Source organism: Corynebacterium sp. 13CS0277, from assembly GCF_002994655.1.
GTDB lineage: Bacteria > Actinomycetota > Actinomycetes > Mycobacteriales > Mycobacteriaceae > Corynebacterium.
Window position 1 is genome coordinate 32,044 of the sequence record NZ_PPDL01000018.1, and the last position, 15,356, is coordinate 47,399.

Here is a 15,356-nt window from a genome sequence, read left to right on the forward strand (position 1 = left end):
GATACCTCTATGTGGTGGTGTGCGCGTCGTCGAAGCTGACGAGCACACGGGCGGCACCGGCATCAAGCGCGAGCGCTTCAACGTCGGCGGCGGTGTCGAACAGGTTCCGCTTGGCGGAAAGATCGGCGACGAGGTGCACATCGAGCACCCCATCAACGTCCCGCAGGCCCTTCACCCGCTCACCGGGGAAGGGGAGCGCGATCTCCCCGAAGCGGCCCCCGGACATTCCCGCCACCCCACTGGTGGCGAGAATGGCGTCCCGGAGGGCGACAGCGGCTGTGTGGTCGAGCATGGACTACTGGACGCGCGGTGCGCGCTCCTCGACGACCTCGGTGTCCTCTTCGTCGCCGAAGTCGAGGTGCACGTCGTGGACGTCCACGTTGACCTCAGTGACCTCGAGGCCGGTCATGCGCTCCACGGCGTAGATGATGTTCTGGCGGATTGCGTCAGCCAGCTCGTTGATGGCCACACCGTACTCGGCGACGATGGCGACATCGACAGCGGCCTGGGTCTCGCCGACCTCCACGGACACGCCCTGCTGGACGTTGGTGCGGGAGCCCGGGATGGACTCGCGCAGCGCGCCCACCATGCGGGCAGCACCGCCGCCGAGGGCGTGGACGCCGGAGACTTCGCGGGCAGCCATGCCGGCGATCTTGGAGACGACGACGTCCTCGATGTGGGTGCGGCCGTGGTCGGTGGCCAGCGCCGGGGAGTTCTTCTTCTCGTTGGTGACGAGTTCAGCCATGTCTGTACTTCCTTACGAAGATTCAAGGGGAGGAAAAGGTTGACTCCTTCGACAATATCGAAAAACCTCTCCCCGCCGCCGCGCGGGGTCCACAGTCCACACCAGCCCGCTGAAATCCCACCCCACCGTGCCGGCTCCGCGACCCGCTCACGCGAACGGCCGTGGGCATCGCAAAGAGCACCGCCGCGCCGCGGCAGCGACGGAGAGATAGAGATATCGCGACGCAGCCGCCCGGCAACGCGTCTTCACGCACATCGTGCGCGGCGGTGTCGCGGGCGTGAGCTCTCACGAGAGCCTCGCGGCGGCGGGTCGTGTGGAGCGGTGCGAAAAGGTCCTTCCGCGGGCTCGCAGCCGGCGCCATGAGCACAGCCGGGGAGTAGTGATCGGGATCAGTGCGGGGCGGGCAGCGACGTGGGCGTCCGTGGAGGTCGGGGTTGCTCAAGGGCAGTGGCACGCCCTCGGGATGCTGAGGAGGAACGCCGATGGGGAGGCCTCGGTGGGCCTTGCGGTGTGCGCGATGCAGCTGTGGCGAATGTGACACGCGGTTATTCCGCTCACACCAGCGCAGGCGCGCTTGCATCCCCAGGCCACCACGTGGTTTACTACCAGGGTTGCTTTGACACAAAGGTCACCGCAGAGCCCAGCTTTTCGCTGGTGGAGGCGGCTGGTGGCACAGCAAACATGACCCCTCACCCGGCCCCTAGTTGTGGGCCGAGAGGATGTTCCACATTTCATCCCAACCCCGGTTGGGAGATGGGTGTGGGAGACCGATTCTTCGTTGCGGGCATGGCAAATAAACAGCGGCAGTAGGCAAGAGCCCCCTTGGGGGGACCTCTTCGTATCTTGGCGCATGACGACATGCGGACAAGACTTTGCGCGGTTTAGTTGACCAACTCCCGCGCGATATCACCCGGTCGTCGGAAGACCCAAGAAAACAACTGGCGTTGCGCCCGGCCTGACAATGAGCATGGATCGGACAACGTTATAGAGATCAATCAAGCAGTTCCCACCTCTCGGGCATTCGTCCGATGTGGGGCCGCGAAGGAAGAGGACAAGCGTGGCGGGACAAGAAATCCGCATTAGGCTCAAGGCCTACGACCACGAAGCAATTGATGCTTCTGCACGCAAGATCGTGGAGACGGTCACCCGCACGGGTGCTCGCGTGGTCGGCCCGGTGCCGTTGCCTACCGAAAAGAACGTGTACGCAGTTATCCGTTCGCCCCACAAGTACAAGGATTCTCGCGAACACTTCGAGATGCGCACTCACAAGCGCCTGATCGTGATCCTCGACCCGACGCCGAAGACCGTTGATGCCCTCATGCGCATCGACCTTCCGGCAAGCGTCGATGTCAACATCAAGTGATCGACGTATAACGACTTCGGCAGCGGAGAATAACTAATGAGTGAAACTGAGATTAAGGGCATTCTGGGCACGAAGCTCGGCATGACCCAGGTCTTCGACGAGGATAACCGTGTGATTCCGGTGACCGTCGTCGAAGCTGGGCCGTGCGTCGTGACCCAGATTCGCACCACTGAAACCGATGGCTACAGCGCCATCCAGATCGCCTACGGCGACATTGACCCCCGCAAGGCGAAGAAGCCGCAGCAGGGTCACTTCAAGAAGGCTGGCGTTACCCCCCGCCGCTTCGTGACCGAGATCCGTATGGATGATGTCTCGGGCTACGAGGTTGGTCAGGACGTGACCGTTGACATTTTCGAGGGCATCAAGTTCGTCGACGTCACCGGCACCTCCAAGGGTAAGGGCTACGCCGGCGCCATGAAGCGCCACGGCTTCGCTGGCCAGGGTGCGTCCCACGGTAACCAGGCTGCCCACCGCCGCGTCGGTGGTATCGGCGCCTGCGCCACCCCGGGTCGTGTCTTCAAGGGCACCCGCATGGCTGGCCGCATGGGTAATGACCGCGTCACCACCCAGAACCTGAAGGTTCAGAAGGTTGATGCCGACGCTAACCTGCTGCTCATCAAGGGTGCTATCCCGGGTGTGCGCGGCGGCGTCGTGACCGTTAAGACCGCAGTGAAGGGCGGTGCACACGCATGACCAACCTGAAGCTTGACGTCCACACCGCTGATGGCAAGACCAATGGCTCCGTGGAGCTCCCCGCTGAGATCTTCGACCGTGAGGCCAGCATTGCGCTGATGCACCAGGTCGTCGTGGCTCAGCTGGCCGCGAAGCGCCAGGGCACCCACGCCACCAAGACCCGTTCCATGGTCTCCGGTGGCGGCAAGAAGCCCTTCCGCCAGAAGGGCACCGGCCGTGCCCGCCAGGGCTCCATCCGTGCGCCCCACTTCACCGGTGGTGGCATCTCCCACGGTCCGCAGCCCCGCAACTACGAGCAGCGCACCCCGAAGAAGATGAAGGCTGCCGCTCTGTTCGGCGCCCTCACCGACCGTGCCCGCCACGAGCGTATCCACGTTGTGGCTGAGCTGGTTCCGGGCCAGACCCCGTCCACCAAGGCTGCTCGCGCGTTCATCGAGCGTCTCACCGACCGCAAGTCGGTGCTGATGGTTCTCGGTCGCGAAGACCTGACCGCGTGGAAGTCCGTCAACAACCTGCCGAACGTGCACGCACTGGCTGCCGATCAGCTGAACACCTACGACGTGCTCAACGCCGACGATGTTGTGTTCTCTGTGGAGGCTCTCAACAGCTTCGTGACCCGGGTGACCGGCGGCGCTGGAGAGGATAAGTAATGGCAACTATCGCAGATCCCCGCGACGTCATCATCGCACCGGTCGTCTCTGAGAAGTCCTACGGGCTGATGGAGCAGGGCCAGTACACCTTCTTCGTCGCAACGGACGCCAACAAGACCCAGATCAAGATCGCCGTCGAGCAGATCTTCGGTGTGAAGGTCGCCTCCGTGAACACCATCAACCGTGAGGGCAAGCGCAAGCGCTCCCGCTTCGGTTACGGCAAGCGCAAGGCAACCAAGCGTGCCATTGTGACGCTGCGCGAAGGCTCCGACGCAATCGACATCTTCGGTGGCTCGGCCGCCTAAGGCGAGTCGACAAGGTAAGGACATTTCGTATGGCTATTCGTAAGTACAAGCCGACTACGCCGGGTCGCCGCAACAGCTCCGTTTCCGAGTTCCAGGAGATTACCCGCTCCACCCCGGAGAAGAGCCTGCTGCGCCCGCTGCACAAGACCGGTGGCCGCAACGTGCACGGCCACATCACCACCCGTCACAAGGGTGGCGGTCACAAGCGCCAGTACCGCGTCATCGACTTCCGTCGTAATGACAAGGACGGCATCACCGCGAAGGTCGCTCACATCGAGTACGACCCGAACCGCACCGCGAACATCGCCCTGCTGCACTACGCAGACGGCGAGAAGCGCTACATCATCGCCCCGAAGGGCCTGAAGCAGGGCACCATCATTGAGTCCGGCGCCAACGCCGACATCAAGCCCGGCAACAACCTGCCGCTGCGCAACATCCCGGCCGGTGCCACCGTGCACTGCGTCGAGCTGAAGCCCGGTGGCGGTGCCAAGATGGCCCGCTCCGCTGGTACCTCCATTCAGCTGCTGGGTAAGGAAGGCAAGTACGCCATCCTGCGTATGCCCTCCTCTGAAATCCGCCGCGTGGACATCCGCTGCCGCGCCACCGTGGGTGAGGTCGGCAACGCCGACCAGATCAACATCCGCTGGGGCAAGGCCGGCCGTATGCGCTGGAAGGGCGTCCGCCCGACCGTCCGTGGTGTCGTCATGAACCCGGTCGACCACCCGCACGGTGGTGGTGAGGGTAAGACCTCTGGTGGTCGCCACCCGGTCTCCCCGTGGGGCAAGCCCGAGGGCCGCACCCGCAAGCCCAACCGTCCGAGCGACAAGCTGATCATGCGTCGTCGCCGCACCAACAAGAACAAGAAGCGCTAAGAGGAGGTAGACAATGCCACGCAGCCTGAAGAAGGGCCCGTTCGTTGATGAGCACCTCCTCGCCAAGGTTGATGCTCAGAACGAGAAGGGCACCAAGCAGGTCATCAAGACCTGGTCCCGCCGTTCCACCATTCTCCCCGACTTCATCGGTCACACCTTCGCCGTCCACGACGGTCGCAAGCACGTGCCGGTGTTCGTCGATGACTCCATGGTCGGTCACAAGCTGGGCGAGTTCGCCCCGACCAAGACCTTCAAGGGTCACATCAAGGACGACAAGAAGGGACGTCGATAAGCGATGAGTGAAGCAATCACTTCCGCACGCGCAACCGCGCGCTTCGTCCGCGTCACCCCGATGAAGGCCCGCCGCGTCGTGGACCTTGTCCGGGGCAAGACCGTGTCCGAGGCACTGGCCATCCTGAAGTACGCCCCCCAGGCTGCTTCTGAGCCGGTCGCCAAGGTCGTGAAGTCCGCTGCCGCGAACGCAGAAAACAACTTCGGCCTGGATCCGCAGACCCTGGTCATCTCCGAGGCATACGCCGACGAGGGCCCCACCATGCGCCGGTTCCGCCCGCGCGCACAGGGTCGTGCATTCCACGTCCGTAAGCGCACCAGCCACATCACCGTGGTTGTCGAGAGCCAGAAGGGAAGTGCTCAGTAGTGGGCCAGAAAATCCACCCCCACGGCCTCCGGCTGGGCATCACTTCCGACTGGAAGGCTCACTGGTACGCCGAGAAGCAGTACGCTGACTACCTCGCCGAGGACATCAAGATCCGCGAGTTCCTGTCCAAGGGCCTGGATCGCGCCGGCATCGCCGACGTTGTCATCGAGCGCACCCGCGACCGCGTCCGCGTCGACATTCACACCGCCCGCCCGGGCATCGTGATCGGCCGCCGCGGCGCCGAGGCTGACCGCATCCGCACCGAGCTGGAGAAGCTCACCGGCAAGCAGGTCGCCCTCAACATCCTCGAAGTCAAGAACATTGACGCCAACGCGAAGCTGGTGGCCCAGTCCATCGCTGAGCAGCTGACCAACCGTGTGGCTTTCCGCCGCGCGATGCGCAAGGCCATCCAGAACGCGATGCGCCAGCCGCAGGTCAAGGGCATCAAGGTTGTGTGCTCCGGTCGTCTCGGCGGTGCCGAGATGTCCCGCACCGAGCGCTACCACGAGGGTCGCGTTCCGCTGCACACCCTCCGCGCCGAGATCGACTACGGCACCTACGAGGCCCACACCACCTTCGGCCGCATTGGCGTGAAGGTGTGGATCTACAAGGGTGACGTCGTCGGCGGCAAGCGCGAGAGCGATCTTTACGCACCCGCCGACCGTCGCGGCCGCGGTGACCGTCGCGAGCGTCCGCGCCGCGGTGGCCAGCGTCGCCAGCGCGCAGAGCAGAAGCAGGAGGGCTAAGAATGCTTATCCCCAAGCGCGTCAAGTACCGTCGCCAGCACCGTCCGACCCGTACCGGTGTCTCCAAGGGCGGTAACCGCATCACCTTCGGTGACTACGGCATCCAGGCACTCGAGCCGACGTACATCACCAACCGTCAGATCGAGTCCGCTCGTATCGCCATCAACCGCCACGTCAAGCGTGGTGGCAAGGTGTGGATCAACATCTTCCCGGATCGCCCCCTGACCCAGAAGCCGCTCGGCGTGCGTATGGGTTCCGGTAAGGGCCCCGTGGAGAAGTGGGTCGCTAACGTCAAGCCGGGCCGCATCCTCTTCGAGATGAGCTACCCGAACGAAGAAGTCGCCCTCGAGGCTCTTCGTCGTGCAGGCCAGAAGCTGCCCTGCAAGGTCCGCATCGTCAAGAAGGAGGACCAGTTCTAATGGCTACCGGTATCCCCGCACACGAGCTTCGTGAGCTCACCGAAGAAGAACTGGTCGCTCGCCTGACCTCCGCCAAGGAAGAGCTGTTCAACCTGCGCTTCCAGATGGCGACTGGCCAGCTGACCAACAACCGCCGTCTGCGCACGGTCAAGCGCGACATCGCCCGCATCTACACCGTGATCCGCGAGCGTGAGCTGGGCCTGTCCGTCGTTCCGGGAGCTGAGGCTTAAACCATGAGTGAGGCAACTGTGAACAAGAAGGAAAAGGGCGCCCGCAAGGTTCGCACCGGCTACGTCGTCTCGGACAAGATGTCCAAGACCATCGTGGTTGAGCTGGAGGACCGTAAGCAGCACGCTCTGTACGGCAAGACCATCCGCTCCAACAGCAAGGTCAAGGCCCACGATGAGAACGAGATCGCCGGCATTGGCGACCTGGTCCGCATCGAGGAGACCCGCCCGCTGTCCAAGGACAAGCACTTCCGTCTCGTCGAGATCATCGAGAAGGCGAAGTAAGCCGCTGTAGTCCTTCACGGACTCTTTCAAGCCCACTCGACCCGGCGCACCGCACACGGTGACGCCGGGCGGGTGGCAGGCCCGCCGCGCCAGCGGAGGGCTGTATTCCGAAGATTTTCCCATCACGAAGGCCACGGCCACCAGGAGTTTGTCTCCCGGTGCCGTGGCCTTTGTGCTTCTCCGACCCCGGCGCTGGCGGCCGGAATGGAAGATGCCCCGCCGAAGAGTTGTTTTGGGGTAGTTGTATGATTTTCGACGGTTTTCGAACAACTCTCCGGCGAGATGTACTCGGGAGTACATCTCGTGCACCCGTCCGCCCGTGGCTGCGGTCGCTGGGGTCAGCAGTAGAAGCGGTGGCGCCAGATGTTGCGCATGAGGGGGTAGACCGCGAAGTAGGTGGTCTTGCCGACGGTGCGGCGGCGCAGGATTTTGTGCTCCTGGAGTTGCTTGACCCAGCGGCGTGCGGTGCTCGGGGAGGCGAGGCCTGCGTCCACGAAATCGTCTGGCCTCAGCAGGAGGGTGGACATGATGAGGTTGACGATGTCGTCGACCGGCCAGCGCGGGTGCTGCTCCTGGAGGAAGGTTGTTGTCGATGCCCGCTCGCGGGCGAATTCGCGGAGAATGCCCGTGGTCTTCATCGCGGCGTAGCCGGTCATGGTCGTCATGTAGGTGACCCACCCTGACCAGTCGCCGTTCTCGGTGACGTGGCGGAGGCGGCGGTAGTACTCGGCCTGGTGGGTGGCCAGCTGCCACGACATCGGCAGGATCGGCAGGTGGTGGGCGCCCATCATGCTGAGGTACAGATTGTTGAGGATGCGGCCGGTACGCCCGTTGCCGTCGTCGAAGGGGTGGATCGCTTCGAATTGGTAGTGGCCCAGCGCCATGACGAACAGCGGGTCCCTGCGTGCGCGTTCGTTCATGAATCGCTCCCAGAGGGCCAGGTGTTCGGCGATGACGTCGCGCCCCTGGGGCGGGGTGTAGATGGCCTCCCCGGTGGCGGGGTCGCCGATGTAGGTGCCGTAGCCTGCCCGCAGGTGGGCGGTGTAGCCGTGGAGGGTGCTGGCGATCGCGATGGCGGTGGAGGTGCTGTATCCCCGCTCAGTCATCTGCTCGCGGCCGGCCTCCATTGCGTCGCGGCAGCGCAGCACTGCCGGCACACCGGGTTCGGGTGTGTCGACAATACCGCGCTCCGCGAGGTAGAGGTCGGTGTCGTCGACGTGGATGCCTTCGAGCCGGGAGGAGTCAGCGGCCTCCCAGAGCCCGAGCAGCCAGTTGCAGGTCGCCTGGTCGGCGGAGTGGTCGTACCAGCCCTGCATGAACCCGATGGCTTTGTGTGGAGTGCGCCGTCGCGGCGGCATTCGTTGCCGGGCTGTCGATGATTCCCGCAATGTCCTCGGGCAGCAGCAGGCGCTTGTCGTCCCCTGTGGGATTCCACCCCATCATGGTTGTGTGTCACTTCCCCTCGATGTGGTGTGGGCGGCACGCGACGCTGCGCTTGATGCGGTGCGTGGTGCGGCCCACGGGCGTGGCCCCGCCGGTGGCGGGGTGTGGCAGTGTGCCTGCGAGCATAGCGCCCAGCCCGGGAATGGGGCGCGAGGTCCTCGAACGAATGTGGCCCATTGTGGTGTCGGTGCCTGTGTGTGCCCGCGCGGGCCTGCCCTATGCGCTGGGCGCGCCTATGCTGGACGGCTATGGACCCTTTGGCTGCGTACATGTTCCGTGGTGCCGACCGGGATCGGCTGGCTGAGCTCATTGTCTCCGGGGCGAAGACGGCGACGGTGTCGCGGGTGGCGGAGTACGTTGGCCCGCTACCAAAGGTCGGTGATCGGGAGGTGGTGGTCGATTCCCTCGGCCGGCCGGTGTGCCTCACGGAGAACACCGCAGTCGACGTGCTCGCCTGGGAGGACATCACCTGGGCGCAGGCCGCCGCCGAAGGGGAGGGGCACCGGAGCCTGGGGGAGTATGTTGCCGCCCACGAGGCGTTCTGGCAGACGTATGTGGACGCGCCTGAGGGGGTGCTTGCCGTCGGTGAGGTCGTGTGGGTGCAGTTCCGCGTCGTGGCGGACCTGCGGGGGCGGTATCCGCTGGGCGCGCGGGTGCCGGTGGTGCAGGCGCCGATGGCGGGTGGCCCCGCCACCCCGGCGTTGGCGGCCGCGGTGTGTGCGGCCGGCGGGCTGGGCATGCTGGCCGGCGGCTACCAGTCGGCGGATTCCCTCCGCCAGGAGATTGCCGCACTGGAGGACCTCACTGAGGGCCCCTATGGCATCAACCTCTTTGTGCCGGCCTCGCGGGCGAAGGCCCCCGGCGGGGATGCCTCCGCGTCGCAGCTGGGACCCCGGCATGGGCTGGTGGCGGCGGCGGAGCGCGACGCCGCAGTCGGGGAGTACGCGGCGCGGTTGGGTGCTGCCGGTTATCCCACGGCGGCCCCGCAGTCTGAGGACGTGGCGGACTACGAGGCGAAGCTTGAGGTCGCGCTGGCGAGCCATGCGTTGTGCGTGAGTTTCACCTTCGGCATCCCGCCGGCGGCAGATCTGGCGCGGGTGCGGGCGGCCGGCAAAGCGGTGGTGCTGCAGGCCGTGAGCCCGGAAGGCATCACCGCGGCTCTTGCCGCGGGCGCGGATGTGCTCGTGGTGCAGGGGCCGGCGGCGGGTGGGCATCGGGCGGCGAACGCCCACTGGGAGGAGGACACCGCGGCGACATCACTGGAGGAACTGCTGGCCTGCGCGGCAGCCGCCATCGACGCGCACGCGTCGCGGGTGCTGCTCATCGCGGCGGGCGGCATCGCCTCGGCAGCGGATGTGGCCCGGGCGCGGGCCGCCGGGGCCGATATGGTGCAGGTGGGTACTGCGCTGCTGCGGGCGGAGGAGGCCGGCACCCAGCCGTTGCACCGGCGGGCGTTGCGCGAGTGGGCGGACCGCCCCACGGCAACCACCCGGGCGTTCAGCGGCCGGATGGCCCGGGGCATTAGCAACCGCGTGATGGAGGAGTTCTCCGCCGTGGCACCGGCCGCCTACCCGGAGCTGCATTACGTCACGGCCCCCATGAAGCGGGCCGGCGACCTGGAGGCCATGAGCCTGTGGGCCGGCACCGGGTTCCCCCGTGGTGTGGAGGCCCCCGCCGTGGACATCATTGCCGCACTGATGGCGGACGAGTAGCACGCCGACGACGGGGCGCAGCTACTGCGGGTGAGGAATGCCGGGAAACGCCTGTGCCGCGGACGTGCCGCCTATGGGATGGGCGTGTCGCGGCGGGCCGCCGGTGGTGGCGAACTCGTCGAGGAGGTCGAGGACGTCGACGGCCCGCCAGGCGGTCAGCCCCCGGGCGGGCTTGGAGGCCACTACGATGCCGGAGTTCACCAAGCGGACCATACTGCGGTCGAGGGCGGCGGGGGAGTGGCGGGAGGTGAAGGCGTCGTGCAGCTGGGGACGCGTGATGATCGGGTGGCTGAGCAACAGATCGAGGACTGCGCGATCTGGGGAGTCGGCGCGACTGGTGGTGTGTTCCGCCCACCGTTGCCGGATGGTGGCCAACTCAGCGCAGGCCCACTGGCCTGCTTCGGCGGCAGCGATCGCGCAGGTGCAGAACAATTCCACGATGGTCCACGGGTTGCCGCGCCGGTAGTCCTCGAGCGCGGAAACATAGGTGCGGGTGTCGCGCAGCAGCACCCCCGAGATCGGCCACGCCCCCTGGTCGGCAAGGCCCCGGCCCCGGATCGTGAGGTGGATGAGTGCCCGACCGGTGCGGCCGTTGCCGTCGGCGAAGGGGTGGATCGTTTCGAATTGGGCGTGCGCAAGCGCTGCCACCGCCAGCGTCGGGTACTGCGAGGTGTCGAGGAACTTCAGCAGGTCGTCGATGAGGGCGGTGATGGTGCCCGCGTCTGGTCCGACGTAGGTGGCGTTCGCGGGGCTCGCATGATCCCCACCGATCCACACATGCTCCGTGCGGAACTGGCCGGCGATGTCCGGGCTTTCCGCACCGAGGAGGTCCTCGTGCATCGCCCGCAGGGTGGTGGGGCGTGGGGGCCACTGTGCTGCGAGTGCGGTGCGCAGGGTGCGGGTGTGGGCGGCGATGAGTGCCGCATCCCGGGTGCCGGGAAGGCCGGCGTCTGCTTCGAGGATCTTCCGCGCGGACGCGGTGATCCCCTCGATGGCGGAGGAGGCGCGTGCTTCCATGTGGAGCAGCAGCGGCGCGGCCGCAGGGCTCATGCGTGCCCGCACCAGCGCGCAGGTGGCTTCCTCCACGAGGGGCAGCAGCCGCGTCGGGAAGGGCACGGCCGCATCCGCGATGGTGGGCACGACCGCCACCGGCACTGTCGTCGGCGTCCGCGCCCGCTGGCGGCGCGACACCGGTGCCGCGGCAACGCTGGCATCCCACGACACCGACGTGGTGGACACTGTGGGCCACGGCACCGTCATCCGGGCGTCTCCTTCGCAAGGAATGTGCAGGCTGGATCCCCATCCGCACACCCCATCCATGGGTGGTGTCACGCCACGGGGCTGTGCGGTGGAACCCCCATTGTTCCTCACTTCCGGCGTGAAGTGAGGATTTTTGCCCACCGGCCCTCACTTCCGACCCGATGTGGTGTGCTCGAAGCCGCTCTTGTGGGGGGCACCACTCCGGGGCTGCGGTGGTGTTATCCCGCCGGCGTGGTGTCGCCTGCGGCACCATCGCCGGCCGGGTGGGGAGGAGCCGCCGGCACGATGAGCGGGGTGCCCGTCAGCGGGTCGGCGATGATGGTGGCGTCGAGGTCGAAGACGTCGCGCAGCAGCTCACTGGTGATGATGTCCGTGGGGGCACCTTCGGCCATGAGGGTGCCGTCCCTCATGACGAGCAGGTGGTCGGAGTAGCGGGCCGCGAGGTTGAGGTCGTGCAACACCATGACAATGGTGCGCCCCAGAGTGTGCTTGAGGCGGGTGACGAGGTTGAGGATGTCGATGGAGTGCGCCAGGTCCAGGTAGGTGGTGGGCTCGTCGAGGAACATCACGTCGGTGTTCTGGGCGAGCACCATGGAGATCCACACGCGTTGCCGTTGCCCGCCGGACAGTTCCTCGATGGTGCGGGTCGCCAGGTCGAGGCAGCCAGTCATGGTGAGGGCGGCGTGGACTTCTGTTTCGTCGGTGGAGGACCACTGGTTGATCCACCGCTGGTGGGGGTGACGGCCCCGGGCGACGAGATCGGCGACAGTCACCCCGGGCTGCGCTTGAGGGGTTTGCGGCAGCACGCTGATGGTGCGGGCGAGCTCTTTGCGCCGCATGCGGGCGAGGTCCACCTCCCCGAGGGTGACGTGGCCTGCCTGGGTGGGCAGGAGCTGGGCAGCTGCTTTGAGTAGGGTGGATTTGCCGCAGCCGTTGGGGCCGATGATGGTGGTGATGCGGCCGCCGGGGATGGTGGCGGTGAAATCCTCAATGATGGCCTTCGGCCCATAGCCGGTGCGCAGGCCCGTGATGTGCAGCGAGGGGGCGGGCGCGCCGGGCTGTGCCGTGCCGGGCGCGGGCTGGTGGCTGCGTGCGGGGGTCATACGGTGTGCTTCCTGGAGGTGGTGACGAGAACATAGATAAGGAATGCGCCGCCGATGCCGGAGGTCACGAGCCCGACGGGCAATTCGACGGGCAGCAGCGACTGGGTGACCGCATCCGCCCCCAGCAGCAGCACCGCGCCTGTCAGGGCACTACCCAACAGCGGTGGGGTGGCCATGCCGGTGATGCGGGCTGCGAGCTGCGGGGCGACGAACGCGACGAAGCCGATAGGGCCCGCAGCGCTCACCGCGACTGCCGACAGGGCGACGGCGGTGCACAGCAGGGTGAACTGGGTGCGGTTGACGTTGTGCCCCAACGCCGCCGCCAGCGCCGGGCCCAGGTGCATGCTCAACAGGCTGAACGCCACCCAGCCGGCGAACGGCACGACGAGGAGCACCACCGCCGCCATGGGGAGGGTGCGTTCCCAGGTGGCGCTGCCGAGGGAGCCGGTGAGCCAGAACTTGGCGGACTGGGCGTCGCGCACGTCGGCGGTGATGAGCAGGAAGTTGATGTAGGCCTGCCCGAGGGCGCTGATGATGATGCCGGCGAGCACGAGGCGGAAGGCGTCCATGGTGCGCTGCCGGGCCAGCAGCCACACCGCGGTGGCGGTGAGGATCGCCCCCGCCAGGGCGCTGATGGGGATTCCGACGCCGGCAAGCCAGCCGGCGAGGCCACCGCCGCTGCCCAGGACGATGATGGTGACGGCCATCGCCGACGCGCCCGTCGTGATGCCCAGCACGTCGGGGCTGGCCAGGGAGTTGCGGGTGATTTGCTGCGTGAGCGCGCCCGCCATGCCGAGCGCGCAGCCGACGACGAGGCCGCTGAGCGCCCGGGGTGCCCGCCACTGGAACACGACAAGCTTTTCCAGGCGGGTGCCGTCCCCGCTGAGCGCGACGTGGAGGACCCGGCCCAAGCTCATGGGGTAGTCGCCCAACCCGATCGACAGCGCCATGAGCGCGATCGCGAGGAGAAACAATCCGAGGGTGACGAGGAGCACCCGGGGCCGCCACACCGCGGAGATGCCCCCGATGCGCAGCGCGGGGCGGCCCGGCACGCGAGTCGCGCCGATCATAGGGTGCTCACCTTCTTCCGGGCGAGGAGGTACATGAAGAACGGGGCACCGACGAAAGCGAGGACGATACCCACCTGGAGTTCTGCGGGGCGGGCAATGATCCGCCCCGCGACATCGGCGTAAAGCAGCAGGATCGCGCCCGCCAGGGCCGAGTAGGGCAGAATCCAGCGGAAGTCGGGTCCGGTGACGACCCGCACGAGGTGCGGCACCACCAGCCCAATGAAGCTCATGGGGCCCGCGGCGGCGGTCGCTGCCCCCGCCAGCAGCGCGATGAGCAGCATGCCGACACCCCGGGCGCGTCGCGTGTTGACGCCGAGTCCGGCGGCCACGTCATCACCCATGCCCAGCAGGTTAAGCACTGGCCCCTGCGCCAACCCGGCCACAAGCGCGATCGCGATGATGGGCAGCACCCCGAAGAACACCTCAAGGGGGCGGGCGGCGACGGAGCCGACCGTCCAGAAACGCATGCGATCTAGGTTGTCCTCATTCGTGAGGATGAGGGAGGACGTCAGTGCGGTGAGCACCGCAGACAGCGCGGCGCCGCCCACGACGAGGGTGATGGGGTTGATTTGCCCGCCGCCGACGGCCGCCAGCCCGAACACGGCAATGGTCGCCAGGATGGCACCGAGGAAAGCCCACACGGCAGTCCACCCGATGCTGCTCACACCGAAGAAACTGAAGCTGAGCACGACGGCGAGCGCCGCCCCGGAGGACACACCCAGAATGCCGGGGTCCGCCAGCGGGTTGCGGGTATGCCCCTGGATGAGCGCGCCCGCCATGCCGAGGGCCGCGCCCACGAGGATCGCCAACAGGGTGCGGGGGAAGCGCAGCTCCGCGACGACGCGTTCGTCCTGGGAGTAGTCCTGCGGGTGCGCGAGGGTTTCCCCGAGGTGGGTGACGGTGTCACGCACCGTGTCGAGGGGGATGCTGCGGGCCCCGAAGGCGAGGGAGAGCCCGCAGCCGAGGAGCAGCAGCACGGCGAGGATCCCGAGCCCCGGTACTCGCCACGGGTGCGCCGACGGAGTCGTGGACGTCATGGGGCCGGGGCAGGCTCAGCTGCGGTGGAGTCGTCGTGGGGTTCGCCGCGGCCTGCCAGCGCCTCAGGCGTGCGACCCCACAGGAACAGGCGCACGCGGCGGTCGGCGCGTTGCTGTCGCTCACCGCAATCGACCCAGCCTTCCCGGCGTAGTGCGCGGTGGACGCGCTCGTTGCGGTAATCGGGTTCCACGACGAGAACCTCACACTCCGGGTCGGCGGCGAACAACAGCTCAGGCAGGATGCCAAACAGGGGAGAGAACAGTCGCCGGCCCGTGGATTCCGGGTCGCCGATGGCGATGTGGAAGCCGAGGTCGTGTGGCTTGGAGGCGTACACGCCGCGAATCTCGTCGAGGTGCGGGCGGTAGATTTCCAGGTAGCCGGCGGGCGTGCCCTCCCGGTGGAGGATCAGCGGGATCGCGTACGGGGTGCCGAGCTTGGCCTCCCAGTCCTCGCGCCAGCGTGCGGCCGGCCAGGGCTGTTCCCAGGTTTCGACGAGGTGGGGGCGCTGCATCCACTCGGCGACGAGGTCCGCATCGCTGCTGCTGGACGAACAATCGGCGGGGACGAGGGCCCACGGTGTGGGAAGTTCCGGCACCGGCGGCACCCCTGGGGGGATCTCAGCGGCAGGCAGGTCGATGAGGTAGCGCGCAAGAATCGGGTGGCGCGGCATCTGTGACGTGGGATTTTGGGAGTGAGTCATAAAAAAATCTTTCAATTCGCCTCGCTGGGCAACCAAGCTAGGCTAGGCTCGCATGGTGAAATAGCCT

Annotated in this window: 20 protein-coding genes; 12 read left to right on the forward strand and 8 right to left on the reverse strand. The window is 66.8% G+C overall.

The genetic code is table 11. The annotated features are described in order from the left end of the window. Positions 1–7: 7 nt before the first annotated feature. Positions 8–292, reverse strand: a complete 285-nt coding sequence (locus C1Y63_RS08735) for a hypothetical protein (RefSeq protein ID WP_106016076.1) — start codon at positions 290–292, stop codon at positions 8–10. Positions 293–295: 3 nt separating this feature from the next. Further along, positions 296–745: an Asp23/Gls24 family envelope stress response protein gene (locus tag C1Y63_RS08740; protein ID WP_106016077.1), complete on the reverse strand. Its 450-nt coding sequence runs from the start codon at positions 743–745 to the stop codon at positions 296–298. 1,057 nt (positions 746–1,802) lie between these two features. Between C1Y63_RS08740 and rpsJ the strand changes: the two genes are divergently transcribed. The 11 genes from rpsJ to rpsQ are packed head-to-tail and all read left to right on the forward strand — an operon-like array spanning position 1,803 to position 6,963. After that, positions 1,803–2,108 carry a 30S ribosomal protein S10 gene (gene rpsJ / locus C1Y63_RS08745; RefSeq protein ID WP_075724679.1) on the forward strand — a complete coding sequence of 102 codons (306 nt, stop codon included), beginning with the start codon at positions 1,803–1,805 and terminating at the stop codon, positions 2,106–2,108. A 36-nt stretch (positions 2,109–2,144) separates the two neighbouring features. Further along, positions 2,145–2,801: a 50S ribosomal protein L3 gene (rplC, locus tag C1Y63_RS08750; RefSeq protein WP_106016078.1), complete on the forward strand. Its 657-nt coding sequence runs from the start codon at positions 2,145–2,147 to the stop codon at positions 2,799–2,801. Continuing rightward, on the forward strand, positions 2,798–3,451 hold the full coding sequence (gene rplD / locus C1Y63_RS08755; RefSeq protein ID WP_106016079.1) for a 50S ribosomal protein L4: 654 nt from the start codon (positions 2,798–2,800) through the stop codon (positions 3,449–3,451). Before rplC ends, rplD begins: the two co-directional genes overlap by 4 nt. Beyond that, a complete protein-coding gene (gene rplW / locus C1Y63_RS08760) occupies positions 3,451–3,756 on the forward strand; it encodes a 50S ribosomal protein L23 (protein ID WP_106016080.1) in 306 nt (101 codons plus the stop codon). Before rplD ends, rplW begins: the two co-directional genes overlap by 1 nt. Positions 3,757–3,785: 29 nt before the next feature. Then, positions 3,786–4,628 (forward strand): 50S ribosomal protein L2, encoded by an 843-nt coding sequence (gene rplB, locus C1Y63_RS08765; RefSeq protein ID WP_106016081.1) that lies wholly within the window; start codon positions 3,786–3,788, stop codon positions 4,626–4,628. Between the two features lie 13 nt (positions 4,629–4,641). Beyond that, on the forward strand, positions 4,642–4,920 hold the full coding sequence (gene rpsS / locus C1Y63_RS08770) for a 30S ribosomal protein S19 (RefSeq protein WP_013241207.1): 279 nt from the start codon (positions 4,642–4,644) through the stop codon (positions 4,918–4,920). Between the two features lie 3 nt (positions 4,921–4,923). Next, the gene (rplV, locus tag C1Y63_RS08775) at positions 4,924–5,286 is read left to right on the forward strand and encodes a 50S ribosomal protein L22 (RefSeq protein ID WP_106016082.1); all 363 of its coding nucleotides are present in this window, start codon (positions 4,924–4,926) and stop codon (positions 5,284–5,286) included. Continuing rightward, on the forward strand, positions 5,286–6,032 hold the full coding sequence (rpsC, locus tag C1Y63_RS08780) for a 30S ribosomal protein S3 (RefSeq protein WP_106016083.1): 747 nt from the start codon (positions 5,286–5,288) through the stop codon (positions 6,030–6,032). Before rplV ends, rpsC begins: the two co-directional genes overlap by 1 nt. Before the next feature lie 2 nt (positions 6,033–6,034). After that, positions 6,035–6,451: a 50S ribosomal protein L16 gene (rplP, locus tag C1Y63_RS08785; protein WP_075724693.1), complete on the forward strand. Its 417-nt coding sequence runs from the start codon at positions 6,035–6,037 to the stop codon at positions 6,449–6,451. Then, positions 6,451–6,681: a 50S ribosomal protein L29 gene (rpmC, locus tag C1Y63_RS08790; protein WP_106016084.1), complete on the forward strand. Its 231-nt coding sequence runs from the start codon at positions 6,451–6,453 to the stop codon at positions 6,679–6,681. The genes rplP and rpmC overlap by 1 nt, the downstream gene beginning before the upstream one ends. A 3-nt stretch (positions 6,682–6,684) precedes the next feature. Continuing rightward, complete coding sequence (gene rpsQ, locus C1Y63_RS08795) at positions 6,685–6,963, forward strand: 30S ribosomal protein S17 (protein WP_106016085.1); 279 nt, start codon at positions 6,685–6,687, stop codon at positions 6,961–6,963. Between the two features lie 338 nt (positions 6,964–7,301). Here rpsQ and C1Y63_RS08800 read toward each other — a convergent pair whose 3' ends face one another. Then, a complete protein-coding gene (locus C1Y63_RS08800; protein ID WP_106016086.1) occupies positions 7,302–8,279 on the reverse strand; it encodes a Fic family protein in 978 nt (325 codons plus the stop codon). Between the two features lie 375 nt (positions 8,280–8,654). On the opposite strand from C1Y63_RS08800, the gene C1Y63_RS08805 reads away from it, so the two are divergent. Further along, the gene (locus C1Y63_RS08805; RefSeq protein WP_158256129.1) at positions 8,655–10,118 is read left to right on the forward strand and encodes a nitronate monooxygenase; all 1,464 of its coding nucleotides are present in this window, start codon (positions 8,655–8,657) and stop codon (positions 10,116–10,118) included. A 21-nt stretch (positions 10,119–10,139) separates the two neighbouring features. Here C1Y63_RS08805 and C1Y63_RS08810 read toward each other — a convergent pair whose 3' ends face one another. From C1Y63_RS08810 to C1Y63_RS08830, 5 genes are all read right to left on the reverse strand, one after another. After that, complete coding sequence (locus C1Y63_RS08810; protein WP_158256130.1) at positions 10,140–11,378, reverse strand: Fic family protein; 1,239 nt, start codon at positions 11,376–11,378, stop codon at positions 10,140–10,142. Between the two features lie 218 nt (positions 11,379–11,596). After that, on the reverse strand, positions 11,597–12,481 hold the full coding sequence (locus C1Y63_RS08815; RefSeq protein ID WP_106016089.1) for an ABC transporter ATP-binding protein: 885 nt from the start codon (positions 12,479–12,481) through the stop codon (positions 11,597–11,599). Further along, on the reverse strand, positions 12,478–13,551 hold the full coding sequence (locus C1Y63_RS08820; protein WP_106016090.1) for an iron chelate uptake ABC transporter family permease subunit: 1,074 nt from the start codon (positions 13,549–13,551) through the stop codon (positions 12,478–12,480). Before C1Y63_RS08820 ends, C1Y63_RS08815 begins: the two co-directional genes overlap by 4 nt. Then, positions 13,548–14,588 (reverse strand): iron ABC transporter permease, encoded by a 1,041-nt coding sequence (locus C1Y63_RS08825; protein WP_106016091.1) that lies wholly within the window; start codon positions 14,586–14,588, stop codon positions 13,548–13,550. Before C1Y63_RS08825 ends, C1Y63_RS08820 begins: the two co-directional genes overlap by 4 nt. Next, a complete protein-coding gene (locus tag C1Y63_RS08830) occupies positions 14,585–15,289 on the reverse strand; it encodes a GNAT family N-acetyltransferase (protein ID WP_106016092.1) in 705 nt (234 codons plus the stop codon). Before C1Y63_RS08830 ends, C1Y63_RS08825 begins: the two co-directional genes overlap by 4 nt. Positions 15,290–15,356 lie beyond the last annotated feature (67 nt).

What these genes read in the sequence shown, in the direction of transcription:
- C1Y63_RS08805 (WP_158256129.1), top strand. Translation starts at nt 8,655, where the DNA reads ATGGACCCTTTGGCTGCGTACATGTTCCGTGGTGCCGACCGGGATCGG.
- rpmC (WP_106016084.1), top strand. Translation starts at nt 6,451, where the DNA reads ATGGCTACCGGTATCCCCGCACACGAGCTTCGTGAGCTCACCGAAGAA.
- C1Y63_RS08820 (WP_106016090.1), bottom strand. Translation starts at nt 13,551, where the DNA reads ATGATCGGCGCGACTCGCGTGCCGGGCCGCCCCGCGCTGCGCATCGGG.
- C1Y63_RS08800 (WP_106016086.1), bottom strand. Translation starts at nt 8,279, where the DNA reads ATGCAGGGCTGGTACGACCACTCCGCCGACCAGGCGACCTGCAACTGG.
- rplD (WP_106016079.1), top strand. Translation starts at nt 2,798, where the DNA reads ATGACCAACCTGAAGCTTGACGTCCACACCGCTGATGGCAAGACCAAT.
- rplB (WP_106016081.1), top strand. Translation starts at nt 3,786, where the DNA reads ATGGCTATTCGTAAGTACAAGCCGACTACGCCGGGTCGCCGCAACAGC.
- rplP (WP_075724693.1), top strand. Translation starts at nt 6,035, where the DNA reads ATGCTTATCCCCAAGCGCGTCAAGTACCGTCGCCAGCACCGTCCGACC.
- rpsQ (WP_106016085.1), top strand. Translation starts at nt 6,685, where the DNA reads ATGAGTGAGGCAACTGTGAACAAGAAGGAAAAGGGCGCCCGCAAGGTT.
- C1Y63_RS08740 (WP_106016077.1), bottom strand. Translation starts at nt 745, where the DNA reads ATGGCTGAACTCGTCACCAACGAGAAGAAGAACTCCCCGGCGCTGGCC.
- rplV (WP_106016082.1), top strand. Translation starts at nt 4,924, where the DNA reads ATGAGTGAAGCAATCACTTCCGCACGCGCAACCGCGCGCTTCGTCCGC.
- C1Y63_RS08830 (WP_106016092.1), bottom strand. Translation starts at nt 15,289, where the DNA reads ATGACTCACTCCCAAAATCCCACGTCACAGATGCCGCGCCACCCGATT.
- rplW (WP_106016080.1), top strand. Translation starts at nt 3,451, where the DNA reads ATGGCAACTATCGCAGATCCCCGCGACGTCATCATCGCACCGGTCGTC.
- C1Y63_RS08815 (WP_106016089.1), bottom strand. Translation starts at nt 12,481, where the DNA reads ATGACCCCCGCACGCAGCCACCAGCCCGCGCCCGGCACGGCACAGCCC.
- C1Y63_RS08810 (WP_158256130.1), bottom strand. Translation starts at nt 11,378, where the DNA reads ATGACGGTGCCGTGGCCCACAGTGTCCACCACGTCGGTGTCGTGGGAT.
- rplC (WP_106016078.1), top strand. Translation starts at nt 2,145, where the DNA reads ATGAGTGAAACTGAGATTAAGGGCATTCTGGGCACGAAGCTCGGCATG.
- C1Y63_RS08735 (WP_106016076.1), bottom strand. Translation starts at nt 292, where the DNA reads ATGCTCGACCACACAGCCGCTGTCGCCCTCCGGGACGCCATTCTCGCC.
- C1Y63_RS08825 (WP_106016091.1), bottom strand. Translation starts at nt 14,588, where the DNA reads ATGACGTCCACGACTCCGTCGGCGCACCCGTGGCGAGTACCGGGGCTC.
- rpsS (WP_013241207.1), top strand. Translation starts at nt 4,642, where the DNA reads ATGCCACGCAGCCTGAAGAAGGGCCCGTTCGTTGATGAGCACCTCCTC.